Annotated in this window: 14 protein-coding genes and 2 pseudogenes; 8 read left to right on the forward strand and 8 right to left on the reverse strand. The window is 61.4% G+C overall.

Going from position 1 to position 11,648, the window contains the following annotated elements:
• Nucleotides 1-138, forward strand: a pseudogene (tdh, locus tag AC0L2U_RS26355) (L-threonine 3-dehydrogenase); the annotation flags it as partial.
• A 7-nt stretch (nt 139-145) separates the two neighbouring features.
• Here tdh and AC0L2U_RS26360 read toward each other — a convergent pair.
• Both AC0L2U_RS26360 and AC0L2U_RS26365 read right to left on the reverse strand, forming a co-directional pair.
• Nucleotides 146-652 (reverse strand): DUF2380 domain-containing protein, encoded by a 507-nt coding sequence (locus AC0L2U_RS26360; protein WP_292693410.1) that lies wholly within the window; start codon nt 650-652, stop codon nt 146-148.
• A gap of 154 nt (nt 653-806) precedes the next feature.
• Nucleotides 807-1,250, reverse strand: coding sequence for a MarR family winged helix-turn-helix transcriptional regulator (locus tag AC0L2U_RS26365; RefSeq protein WP_224696005.1), 444 nt, complete (start codon nt 1,248-1,250; stop codon nt 807-809).
• Between the two features lie 120 nt (nt 1,251-1,370).
• On the opposite strand from AC0L2U_RS26365, the gene hmgA reads away from it, so the two are divergent.
• The 5 genes and pseudogenes from hmgA to AC0L2U_RS26390 all read left to right on the forward strand — a co-directional run bounded on the left by hmgA (nt 1,371) and on the right by AC0L2U_RS26390 (nt 5,425).
• Complete coding sequence (gene hmgA, locus AC0L2U_RS26370; protein WP_128289338.1) at nt 1,371-2,684, forward strand: homogentisate 1,2-dioxygenase; 1,314 nt, start codon at nt 1,371-1,373, stop codon at nt 2,682-2,684.
• A gap of 11 nt (nt 2,685-2,695) precedes the next feature.
• Nucleotides 2,696-3,582, forward strand: a pseudogene (locus tag AC0L2U_RS26375) (MBL fold metallo-hydrolase).
• Entirely contained in the window at nt 3,579-4,592 is a 1,014-nt protein-coding gene (locus AC0L2U_RS26380) for a fumarylacetoacetate hydrolase family protein (RefSeq protein WP_128362682.1), read from the forward strand. The pseudogene AC0L2U_RS26375 and the gene AC0L2U_RS26380 overlap by 4 nt, the downstream one beginning before the upstream one ends.
• Nucleotides 4,593-4,596: 4 nt before the next feature.
• Nucleotides 4,597-4,884 (forward strand): hypothetical protein, encoded by a 288-nt coding sequence (locus tag AC0L2U_RS26385; RefSeq protein ID WP_127270135.1) that lies wholly within the window; start codon nt 4,597-4,599, stop codon nt 4,882-4,884.
• A 4-nt stretch (nt 4,885-4,888) separates the two neighbouring features.
• Nucleotides 4,889-5,425: a DinB family protein gene (locus tag AC0L2U_RS26390; RefSeq protein ID WP_127381852.1), complete on the forward strand. Its 537-nt coding sequence runs from the start codon at nt 4,889-4,891 to the stop codon at nt 5,423-5,425.
• Here the strand turns inward: AC0L2U_RS26390 and AC0L2U_RS26395 are convergent.
• Both AC0L2U_RS26395 and hppD read right to left on the reverse strand, forming a co-directional pair.
• Nucleotides 5,422-5,610, reverse strand: coding sequence for a type II toxin-antitoxin system Phd/YefM family antitoxin (locus tag AC0L2U_RS26395; protein ID WP_127270132.1), 189 nt, complete (start codon nt 5,608-5,610; stop codon nt 5,422-5,424). The genes AC0L2U_RS26390 and AC0L2U_RS26395 overlap by 4 nt on opposite strands.
• A gap of 57 nt (nt 5,611-5,667) precedes the next feature.
• On the reverse strand, nt 5,668-6,783 hold the full coding sequence (gene hppD / locus AC0L2U_RS26400; protein WP_128362684.1) for a 4-hydroxyphenylpyruvate dioxygenase: 1,116 nt from the start codon (nt 6,781-6,783) through the stop codon (nt 5,668-5,670).
• Between the two features lie 138 nt (nt 6,784-6,921).
• Here hppD and AC0L2U_RS26405 point away from each other — a divergent pair, with 138 nt between their 5' ends.
• Entirely contained in the window at nt 6,922-7,389 is a 468-nt protein-coding gene (locus tag AC0L2U_RS26405) for an Lrp/AsnC family transcriptional regulator (protein ID WP_127270128.1), read from the forward strand.
• 378 nt (nt 7,390-7,767) lie between these two features.
• Here the strand turns inward: AC0L2U_RS26405 and AC0L2U_RS26410 are convergent, their stop codons facing one another.
• The 4 genes from AC0L2U_RS26410 to aztA form a co-directional block, all read right to left on the reverse strand.
• Nucleotides 7,768-8,106, reverse strand: coding sequence for a protein tyrosine phosphatase family protein (locus AC0L2U_RS26410; protein ID WP_127810740.1), 339 nt, complete (start codon nt 8,104-8,106; stop codon nt 7,768-7,770).
• A 149-nt stretch (nt 8,107-8,255) separates the two neighbouring features.
• Entirely contained in the window at nt 8,256-9,197 is a 942-nt protein-coding gene (aztC, locus tag AC0L2U_RS26415; RefSeq protein ID WP_127396745.1) for a zinc ABC transporter substrate-binding protein AztC, read from the reverse strand.
• A gap of 27 nt (nt 9,198-9,224) precedes the next feature.
• Nucleotides 9,225-10,100 carry a zinc ABC transporter permease AztB gene (gene aztB, locus AC0L2U_RS26420; RefSeq protein ID WP_292700177.1) on the reverse strand — a complete coding sequence of 292 codons (876 nt, stop codon included), beginning with the start codon at nt 10,098-10,100 and terminating at the stop codon, nt 9,225-9,227.
• Nucleotides 10,100-10,909 (reverse strand): zinc ABC transporter ATP-binding protein AztA, encoded by an 810-nt coding sequence (gene aztA, locus AC0L2U_RS26425; protein WP_127322948.1) that lies wholly within the window; start codon nt 10,907-10,909, stop codon nt 10,100-10,102. Before aztA ends, aztB begins: the two co-directional genes overlap by 1 nt.
• 226 nt (nt 10,910-11,135) lie before the next feature.
• On the opposite strand from aztA, the gene AC0L2U_RS26430 reads away from it, so the two are divergent.
• The gene (locus AC0L2U_RS26430) at nt 11,136-11,480 is read left to right on the forward strand and encodes a RidA family protein (RefSeq protein ID WP_127271894.1); all 345 of its coding nucleotides are present in this window, start codon (nt 11,136-11,138) and stop codon (nt 11,478-11,480) included.
• Nucleotides 11,481-11,648: the final 168 nt, after the last annotated feature.

Here is an 11,648-nt window from a genome sequence, read left to right on the forward strand (position 1 = left end):
TACAAGATGATCGCGCTTGTGCAGGGCCCGCTGGATGTCTCCGGCCTGATCACCCACCGCATCGGCATCGACGATTTCCAAGCCGGCTTCGATGCGATGCGCAGCGGCAGTTCCGGCAAGGTGGTGATGGACTGGTAGATGCCGCCTAGCGCAGGATTCTGTTTTTCATCAGCCATTTCACGGAGCGGGGCCACGCGTGGTTCGCACCCATGCGAAGATCGGTAAACCCCTCCGAAACATGTCTCCCGGTTTCGGCGTCAAGGATGCGAATGAACATAGTATGTTCCGTTCGGTTGACGCGCGTTACGACGCCAAGCAAGGCAAGCGACGCGCCGTGCTCCTTGGCAATCGGTCCTTCACAACCAGCGCAGTTGCGCAATCCGTGCGGCGCAGCAGCCTGTGTATCCCTCGCCGGCACATCAATTACTGTAAAGCGCCCAGACTGGGAGAGCATGTCCCTCGCAACTTGTGCCGATTCGGACAGATAGCGCCTGTCATACTCATCCGGGGGAATTATTCCCGCCCCGGCGCTCTTGTCCTCCAATTCGAAAGGGAACACTTCGATCGACATCGGCTTTGTCTGCTGGGCCTGCGCAAATGTGCAGGTGCCTACAAGTAGCGTCACCAGGACACTTAATGCGCGAATGCTCATCGTAGTCCTCCCGTCGGTGTAATGGGCATTATACGCGGCCTGACAACGCAAATCACGATCAAATCGAAAGCAATGCTATGCTTTGGCTGCGGTGGGAGTTCCCACGCAGGTTCGCTCGAACTCCGTCGTTCAGAGTGATTGGCTTGATCTTGGACTAACCCTTGCTCGGGACCAGACTGGTCTCCAATGCAGCCAGTCCGCTGGTGATCGCCGTGCGCTCTTCAGCGCTGAGCCTTGCCAGCAAATCCCGTTCGAACGCCTTGGCCAGCGGCACCATCTCGCGATAGGCGGCAAGTCCCGTTCCGGTCAGCGTCAGATGTTCGATACGGCGGTCTTTTTCGTCCGGTTTTCGCGTCAGCCAGCGACGCCGTTCGAGCTCGGCGACAGCGCGCGAAACCTTTGTCTTGTGCATGGCCGATTGCTCGCCCAGCGCCGTCGCCGTCATCGTGCCGTGCTGTCCGAGCCCGGCCAGCGTGCGCCATTCGGGACGCGTGAGGCCGTGACGATCCTTGTAGATCCTCGAGAATTCTCGGCTGACCGCATCGGCAAGGCGATAGAGCCGATAGGGCAGGAAGGTTTCCAGTTCAAGGATTTCCATGGTTCCGTACCGGCTAGGCGTCAGAGAATTGATAGTTACATTTTAGATGGTTACAAATGAAACCAGTTTGGTCAATATCAGAGCGCGCGAAGACGCACTAATTGGATTAGGGAGGAAGCAATGGCCTTTTCCTACATGCCGGGCTTCGGCAACGATTTTGAAACCGAGACGCTGCCCGGTTCGCTGCCGCAAGGACGGAATTCGCCGCAGCGGCCGGCCTACGGTCTTTACGCCGAACAGCTTTCGGGCTCGCCCTTCACCGCGCCGCGCGGCACCAATGAACGCTCCTGGCTGTACCGCATCCGACCGAGCGTCAAGCACACTGGCCGCTTCAAGCCTGCGAGCTATCCCTTATGGAAGAGCGCGCCCAATGTCGGTGACCATGAACTGGCGCTTGGCCAGTATCGCTGGAACCCTGTGCCGATGCCGAAGGAGCCGACCGATTTCATTGAGGGCATGCGCAGCATCACCACATCAGGCGACGTGCTCGGGCAGACGGGCATGGCGGCACACGTCTATGTCGCCAACCGCTCGATGGTTGACGATCATTTCTTCAACGCCGACGGCGAATTGCTTGTCGTGCCCCAGGTCGGCGCTTTGCGCTTCGTCACCGAGATGGGCGCCATCGAACTGCGCCCCGGCGAGATCGCCGTGCTGCCACGCGGTCTGGTCTTCAAGGTCGAACTCGTCGATGCCGAAGTGCGCGGCTATGTCTGCGAAAACTACGGCGCCAAGTTGACGCTGCCCGACCGCGGCCCGATCGGCGCCAATTGCCTGGCCAATCCGCGCGATTTCAAGACGCCTTGCGCCTGGTTCGAGGAGAAGGAAACCCCGTGCCGGCTGATGGTGAAATGGTGCGGCAATTTCCATGTCACCGAGATCGGCCATTCGCCGCTGGACGTGGTTGCCTGGCACGGCAATTACGCCCCCTACAAATATGATCTGGCTACCTTTTCGCCTGTCGGCGCGCTGCTGTTCGACCATCCCGACCCATCCATCTTCACTGTGCTGACGGCACCCAGCGGCGAGGAGGGCACGGCCAACATCGACTTCGTCATCTTCCCGCCGCGCTGGCTGGTGGCGGAAGATACGTTCCGGCCGCCCTGGTACCACCGCAACATCATGAGCGAGTTCATGGGCCTGATCCACGGCCAGTACGACGCCAAGGAAGAAGGTTTTGTGCCCGGCGGCATCAGCCTGCACAATCTGATGCTGGCCCATGGGCCGGATGCGCCTGGCTTCGAAAAGGCCTCGCGCGCGGACCTGAAACCGGTCAAGCTCGACAACACCATGGCGTTCATGTTCGAGACCCGATTTCCGCAGATGCTGACCCGCTACGGCGCCGAGCTCGAAACCCGGCAGGACAATTACATCGATTGCTGGGCGAATCTGAAGAAGCGTTTCAACGGCACGCCCGAGGGCGACTGGTCTTGAGCACCGAGCCAATGCCGGATCGGTTGGTGATTTTGGGCTCGAAGGGCGGCCCTGCGCTGCGGCCAGGCGGTCCGTGGCCAAGCTCTTCGCTGCTGCAGATCGGCGGCCGCAGCATCGTCGTCGCTGCGGGCTTGGCGTCACGCGTGGCCTGGTCGATGCCGGCATCGGCCTGAAATCGCTCGATCTGATCTTCATCACGCATCTGCACTCCGACCACGTGCTGGAACTGGGCCCGCTGATCCACACCGCCTGGACGGCGGGTCTGGCGACCCCGGTCCACGTGTTCGGCCCGCCCGGCACGGATCATTACTGGCAGCGCTTTTGCCAGGCGATGGAGTTCGATATCGAGATCCGCATCGTCGATGAAGGCCGACCGGATATTCGCGACCTGGTTTCGATCGTCGAATTCGGCGAAGGCCAGGTGGTCGAACAGGGCGGCTTGACGGTTTCGGCGCTGCGCGTCGAGCATCCGCCGGTGACCGACTGTTTTGCCCTGCGCTTCGAACACAGCGGGAAAAGCGTGGTGTTCTCCGCTGACACGGCCTTCTTTCCGCCGCTCGCGGATTTTGCCCAAGGCGCCGATATCCTCGTCCATGAAGCCATGCTGGAGGAAGGCATCGAGCGGCTGGTGGCCAGGACCGGCAATGGCGCGCGGCTGAAAGGCCACCTGCTCGCCAGCCATAGCTTTGCCGAAGAGGCCGGCATCATCGCCAGCGATGCCGGCGTGAAGAGGTTGGTGCTCAACCACCTCATTCCGGCCGACGACGCCAAGATCGGCGAGGCCGACTGGACTGACGCTGTCAGGAAAACATGGGCCGGCGACTTGACGATCGCCCGCGACGGCCTTGTTGTGGAGTTAAGCAGCGAGAAAGCTGCACAAGGAGAGGAAACTGCATGAAGCTTGCCACATTGAAGGACGGGACGCGCGACGGAAAACTCGTCGTCGTCTCGCGCGACTTGACACGCTTCACCGACGCCTCGTTCCTGGTGCGCACGCTGCAGGCGGCGCTCGACGACTGGCGCCGCATCGCCCCGCATCTCGCGACAATAGCGGAATCGCTTGAGAACAATGCGGTGCCGGCGGAGCGCTTCCACGAGCATGACGCCCACTCGCCGCTGCCGCGCGCCTATCAATGGGCCGACGGCTCGGCTTATGTGAATCATGTCGAACTGGTGCGCAAAGCGCGCGGCGCCGAGATGCCTGCGAGCTTCTGGACCGACCCGCTGATCTACCAGGGCGGCTCAGATTCTTTCATTCCGCCACGCGATCCGATCCGCATGGCTGACGAAGCCTTCGGCATCGACATGGAAGGCGAAGTCGCCGTCATTGTCGACGACGTGCCGATGGGCGCCAGTGTCGATGAGGCGCGCGCGGCGATCCGGCTGGTCATGCTGGTCAATGACGTCACGCTGCGCGCGCTCACCGGACCGGAACTGGCCAAAGGTTTCGGTTTTTTCCAGTCAAAACCGTCCTCGGCGTTTTCGCCTGTCGCGGTGACGCCGGACGAACTGGGTGATGCCTGGGACGGCGGCAAGGTCAGCCTGCCGCTGCTCGCCGATCTCAACGGCAAGCCGTTCGGCCGGGCCAATGCCGGTATCGACATGACCTTCGATTTTCCGGCGCTGATCGTTCACGCAGCAAGGACACGGCCATTGGCGGCCGGCACGATCATCGGCTCGGGGACCGTCTCCAACAAGCTCGACGGCGGGCCGGGCAAGCCTGTTTCGGCCGGTGGCGCTGGCTATTCCTGCATCGCCGAACTGCGCATGATCGAGACCATTGTGTCAGGCGAATCCAAAACGCCGTTCCTGCGCTTCGGCGACACGGTGCGCATCGAGATGAAGGACAAAGCTGGGCATTCGATCTTCGGCGCCATTGAGCAGAAAGTCGAGAAATACGAGAGGTAAGGGCATGACGGGGGACTATCTTCTGGCCGGTGTCTGGGCACTCGCCATACTGGCGGTCTTCATCCAGGCGATCCGGCTGAGCTACCGCATTGAGGCGCGATCGCCCGGCCTGACCAACCGCAGCGGCTTTCCGCGCAAGGCGATGATGTTCCACACCATCACCAACATGAACGTCGCGCGCGACGAGGAAACGCAAGCCATGCGGCGGCGCATGAACCGGCTTCTGCTGATCGTTCTTGCCGGATTCGCGATCATGGGGGCAGGCTTGCATCTGATGCGGGCAGGGGGATGATCTCGTGAACCTGCTCGACCATCTGCGCCGTATGGCCGGCAACAATCTGTGGTCGAACGACCGGCTCTACCGCGCGGTGCTGTCGCTCCAGCCAGGCGAGTTCGAGGCCGAACGCACCAGCTTCTTTCCATCGATCAAGGCGACGCTCAACCACATCCTTGCGGTCGATCTTCTCTACCTCGATTTTCTCGAAGAGGGTGGTCTCGGTGCTGCCGCCCATGACGACTTCGTGCCCCTCGACGAGCCGGGGGCGTTGTTTGCGGTGCAGGTCGCAGCCGACCGGCGGCTGATCGCCTTTTGCGATAGACTGTCGGCCGACGACCTCGATCGGCAGGTTATCACCGACCGGCGCGAGGACGGCATGATCCCCGAGCGCATCGGCGACATCCTCGCCCATGTCTTCCTGCACGACATCCATCATCGCGGCCAGGTGCACGCCATGCTTTCGGGGACGTCGGTCAAGCCGCCGCAACTGGATGAGTTTCTGCTCTATTATGATGCGAAGCTGAGGGAGAGAGAGGTCGAGCGGTTGGGGCTCTAATTAATCGTCAAGCCGCTCGGCCCTTTCAGAGCAGCGGTGGCGCCGATAGGTCTTTCCTTGCCGGGGGGCGGCAAGAGACGCGCTACGACCCTGCCGCGCCGGGTGATTACGATCTCCTCGCCGGCATTTGCACGTCTGACGAGTTCCGACAGTTTGGCTCTGGCTTCCGTAATAGAGACGTGCACGGCTCGACCTCGCTAGGCCCAACCTTAAGCCAAAGCCGGGCCGCAGCGAGAGTAACCTTACGCCGCTTTGCCGTCCACCTTGATCACCCCGCGCTTGATCTGGTCCTGCTCGATCGATTCGAACAGCGCGCGGAAATTGCCTTCGCCAAAACCTTCGTCGCCCTTCCTCTGGATGAACTCGAAAAAGATCGGCCCGATCACGGTTTTCGAAAAGATCTGCAGCAGGATCTTGGTCGTGCCGCCATCGACGACGCCTTCTCCATCGATCAGGATGCCGTGCTTCTTCATGCGCTCGATCGGTTCGTCATGGCCGTTCACGCGGTCGTACGACATGTCGTAGTAGGTCTCCGGCGGACCGGGCATGAATTTCAGCCCGTTCTCGGTCAGCCTGTCGGTGGCGGCATAGATCTCGTCGGTGCCGACAGCGATGTGCTGGATGCCCTCGCCATTGTATTTCTTCAGATATTCGGCGATCTGGCTGGTCTCGTCCTTGGACTCGTTGAGCGGAATGCGGATCTTGCCGCAGGGCGAGGTGATGGCGCGGCTCACCAGGCCGGTGATCTTGCCGTCGATGTCGAAGAAATGGATCTGCTTGAAGCCGAACAGATTGCGGTAGAAATCCCACCATTTGTCCATCTGGCCGCGATAGACATTGTGGGTCAGGTGATCGAGATAGTAGAAGCCGACGCCTTCCGGCCGTGGGTCGCGAGCGCCCAGCCATTCGAACTCGGCATCATAGGCCGAACCCTTCTTGCCATAGGTCTCGATGAAGTAGAGCAGCGAGCCGCCAATGCCGATGATTGCTGGCACGTCGAGCGCTTTGTCGGCGCCTTCGTAAGGCATGGCGCCCTTGGCAACCGCATGATCGAAAGCGTGTTTGGCATCCACCACCCGCCAGGCCATCGAGGCAGCACAGGGGCCGTGCTTGTCGACGAACTTCATCGCATGCGAGCCGGGCTCGGCATTGACGACATAGTTGATGTCGCCCTGCCGCCAGATGGTGACGTCTTTCGTGCGGTGCCTGGCCACGGCGAGATAGCCCATGCGGGTGAACAGTTCGGCCAGTTTCTCCGACTCCGCATGCGCGAATTCGACAAACTCGAAGCCGTCGGTGCCGGCCGGGTTGTCCTTGCCGATCCTGGCGGGCGGGGCGTCGTGCGGGAATGGACCCATGATATTCCTCCGAAAGCTGGCCTGGCCTGAAAAGGCCATTTGACACGATCATAACGCGGAGGAGGCGCACGGTGCTTGCATTCAAACGCTTGAAATGATGATGTCATGCGTGAAGCGTGCATGATGTGAGGAAAAACCATGGATGAGGCGCGCATTGACCAGTTTGACCGCAAGATAATGGCGCTGTTGCAGGGTGATGCGCGGCTGACCAACAACGATCTTTCGGAGCGGGTGAACCTGTCGGCGTCGCAATGCTCGCGCCGCCGCCAGCGGCTGGAGGAGGACGGCTTTATCAAGGGCTATCGCGCCGTTCTCGACCGCGACAAGCTCGGTTTTTCCCTGGTCAACGTCATTTCGGTCACGCTCGCCACGCACAACCGCGACAATGCGCGGCGCTTCGGTGAACTGGTGGCGCGGCTGCCTGAGGTGCAGGAAGCGCACGCGCTGACCGGCGAGATGGATTACATCCTGAAAGTGGTGACGCCCGACTTGAAATCGCTGTCTGAATTCGTCAACGGCGTGCTCCTGCCACACGAATCCGTGCAGCACGTGAAGACAGCGATCGTGCTGGAAACGCTGAAGGAAACCGGCGCGCTACCGATTTGATTATAGATACAGGAAGCGACATGGAAGAAAGTCAACGCGATACTATATGCTGTTGTCTCTATCGATATCTGCCGTTTTATTGGCGACAACGCTCATTGCCGTTTACCTTGTGCCAAAATCCATCTATCTTGTGCCTCCGATTGTTGTAGTAATAGGATACATAAAGCCAGTTGGCGAGAGAATTTCCTTCAGAAATTTGCTGTAGTCGTTGGTGTATCTTATGATAGGAAGCTTCTTTGCATACTTGGTAGCAGACGGCAACGATGGTGTAAGGGGAACCTTCATTAGTATAGGTCTGGCGTTGCTCTACCTCGAGTACATCAAAGATAGAGGGGCAAGGAGCTGAATCGGCCAGCCGTATTGGAATTGCGTGGCTCTTCAACCCTTCGACTGCTGGATCAGCCCATAGAGATTGGTGCAGCGGGCGCCGGAGCGGCAATAGGCGAAGACCGGGCCATCGAGTTCTTCGAGCGCTTCGGCCTGATCCTCGACATTCTCGGTGGTGATCTGGCCGCTGATCACCGGAATGTAGCGGAAAGCGAGCCCTGCGGCTTCGACCGCTGCCTTGACGGTGTCGGCAGAAGGCTGGCCGGGCTGTTCGTCATCGGGCCGGTTGCAGATCACGCTTTTGAAGCCGGCTTCCTTGATGGCGGCGACGTCCTCAGGCTGGATCTGGCCCGAAACCGAATAGTCCTCGCTGATTTCGCGGTATTCCATGGCAGCATCCTCGCAAACTGGTCAGGTGGCAGTCTTGCCACTCCCCGACATGGGCGGCAATCCGTACCGAGGGAATTCTCTGCCAAATAGACATTGCTCGCCAGAAAATCCAACCGGGCCGAGCGGCCCGGCTGGACAATCCTTCAAACTCAGCTGCCGAGAATGGCGCCTTTGATCTGACGGATGTTGTTGTGCATCATGTCGATATAGGTCGCGGCCGGGCCGTCGGGCTGCGACAGCGCATCCGAATAGAGCGTGCCGCCGACCTTGATGCCGGTTTCGCTGGCGATCTGTTCGATCAGGCGCGGGTTGGTGATGTTCTCGACGAAGATCGCAGCCGCCTTGTCCTGCTTCACTTGATTGACCAGTTTGGCGACGTCTGCGGCGGATGGCTCGGAGTCGGTCGAGATGCCTTGCGGAGCGAGGAAGGTCAGGCCGTATGCGTGTTCGAAATAGCCGAAGGCGTCATGCGAGGTGATGACGACGCGTTTGCTCTCCGGGATTGAGGCGATCGCCGCTTTCACTTCGCCTTCGACCGCGTCGAGCTTCTTCGTGTAGGTGGCGGCATTGGTCTGGTAGCTGACGCAGCCTTCCGCATCCGCCGCGCAGAAAGCCTCGGCGATGTTCTTCACGTAGATCCTGGCATTGGCGATCGACTGGAAGGCGTGCGGATCGGTGACCGTCTTGCCGCCGCCGGTGCCGGCACCTTCGGCCGCGTCGGCATCGGCGAATTCAGGTTTGAAATCGATCGGCGTCACGCCCTTGGTCAAGGTGATGATAGACGCCTTGGTGGCGCTGGCATCGACCAGCCGCTGCAGGAAACCTTCGAAATGCAGGCCGTTGACCAGAACGATGTCGGCCTTGGCCATGGCCACCGCATCGGCCGGGCTAGGCTCGTAGACATGGGCGTCGCCATCCGGCCCGACAATGGTGGTGACATGGATACGGTCGCCGCCGACATTTTTGGCGAAATCGGCAATGACGGTGAAGCTGGCGACCACTTTCAGCGGTGCCGCCAAGGCCGACGATGCCCCAAAGGCGGTTAATGTTATAACGCTCATCGCCAGGGCGGCATGAATCGATTTCAGCATAGACGGGTCTCCTTCTAGGGGCGGGGATCAGGCCGTTCTGTGACGGTGATGGATGATGCGCGCGCGCAGAATGCCGCGCGTGCCAAACAGGATCGAGGCGAAATAGACGACGCCGGCCGACAGGATGATGGCCGGGCCGGATGGCAGCGACGCGTGATACGACAGAAGCAGCCCGGCGACGCAGGAGGCGAAGCCGATCAGCACCGCCAGCACGCACATCGGCTCGACGCGAGCTGTCCAGAAGCGGGCAGCTGCGGCCGGCAGCATCATCAGCCCAACCGACAGAAGCGTGCCGAGTGCCTGGAAGCCGCCGACAAGGTTGAGCACGACAATGCCGAGGAAGATGAAATGCACCGGACTGCCGAGCCGGCTGACCGAGCGCAGGAACAGCGGGTCGAGGCATTCGGCGACCAGCGCCCGCCAGAAGATGGCGAGGCTGACCAGCGTCACCGCGACGATGCCGCCGATCAGCGTCAGGGCCTCATCGTTGAGCGCCAGCACGGTGCCGAACAGCACATGCATGAGATCGACGCTGGAACCGCGGATCGACACCATCAGCACGCCGATGGCGAGCGAAATCAGATAGAACGCCGCCATCGAGGCGTCCTCGCGCTGTATGGTGAAGCGCGAGACGGCGCCGGCGCCGAGCGCGACGATGACGCCGGCGATCAGGCCGCCGATGGTCATCGGCAGGATCTCCAGCCCATAGAACAGGAAGCCGGCGGCCGCGCCGGGCAGGATTGCATGCGCCATCGCGTCGCCCGACAGGCTCATGCGCCGCAGCATCAGGAAGACGCCGATAGGGCAGGCGCCGAGCGACAGCATCAGCGAACCGATCAAAGCCCGCTGCATGAAGCCGAAATCGGCGAAGGGCGCGATGACAAGACCGTAAAGCATGTCCATCAGGCAGCCCTCGGTCCGACGCCGTGTCGATGGTCATGGTGATCGTGGCCATGGTGATCGTCACCATGAGCGTCCTCGCCCGGCTCGCACCAGGGTGCATTTTCTTCCCAGGCTTCGTGGAAGCGGCGGGCGCGCAACAGGTTGTCAGGTTTCAGCGTTTCCCTGGTTTCGCCCCAGGCGATCGGCTGGCGGGCGAGAAGCAGCGTTTCGGGGAAATTCTGCCGCACCAGGTCCAGATCGTGGACGACAACCATGATGGTGCGTTCCTCGCCGTGCCAGTGCTTGATCAGGGCAATGAGGTCACCGACCGTCTTGGCGTCGACGGCGTTGAAGGGTTCGTCGAGCAGGATGAGGTCGGCGTCCTGCAGCAGGACGCGCGCAAACAGCGTGCGCTGCAACTGGCCGCCTGACAGCGTGTCGATCGGGCGCTTTTCAAAGCCGCCGAGGCCGACCGCCATCAGCGCCTTGCTGACGTCATCGCGATCTTCCTTGGTGTAGCGGCCAAGCAGGCCGCGTCGTGGCCACAGGCCGAGCGAAACCAGATCGACCACGCGCGCTGGAAAAGAGCGGTCGAGCTCCGATTGCTGCGGCAGATAGGCGGCACGTACACCGGGCGCGCGGATAACCTCGCCGGCCATTGGCTTCAGGACGCCGACAATGCCTTTCATCAGCGTCGATTTGCCGGAGCCGTTGGCGCCGACCACAGCGGTCAGCGAGCCCTTGCGGATGGTGCCGTCGAGATGATGGATCGCCGGATGGCTGCCATAGCCAAGCGTCAGGTCGCGGAATGTCAGGCAGGTATTTGTCATTCTGCGATCCGTAGGCGGCGAAATCCGGCTGCTGGCAGCGGCCGATTGGATATGTGATGTTATTACATTAGTCAACAAGCCAATCCGGCGGAATTGCGGCCGCAGGGTCAACTTGCCGTGTGTGCATGCCATATGCCGTTGGCCCAAGGGGATTCGACCTGGCGACCTTGCCCCAAGCCGGCCGCGACTCTAAAGAAGCGCAACCGTTACAGGAAGGAACCATCCAATGAGCATTCGTCGCATCGATGTCGGCCCGCGCATGAGCCAGATCGTCATCCATGGCAATACCGTCTATCTGGCTGGTCAGGTCGGCCAGCCAACCGGCAACGTCGCTTCGCAGACCAGGGACATCCTGGCGGCTGTCGACGAATTGCTGGCCAAGGCTGGCTCCGACAAGACCAAGATCCTGCAGGCGATCATCTGGCTGGCCGACATGAGCACCTTTGCCGAGATGAACGCGGAATGGGACAAGTGGGTGCCGCAGGGCAACACGCCAGCCCGTGCCACCGGCGAAGCAAAGCTCGCCACCCCGGACTATCTGGTCGAGATCATTATTACCGCTGCGATTTGAGTTTTTACCCTCCCCCTTGTGGGGAGGGTCGCTGCAAAGCAGCGGGGTGGGGGTCGGCGCCGCGGGGGGCCCCCCCGGGCGCGCGCAGGGCGGGGGGAGGGGGGGGGGGGGGGGGCGCCCCCCCCGCCCCCCGCGGCGGGGGGGGGGGGCGGGGGCGGGGCGGCGGGG

Source organism: Mesorhizobium sp. WSM4808 (assembly GCF_055811675.1).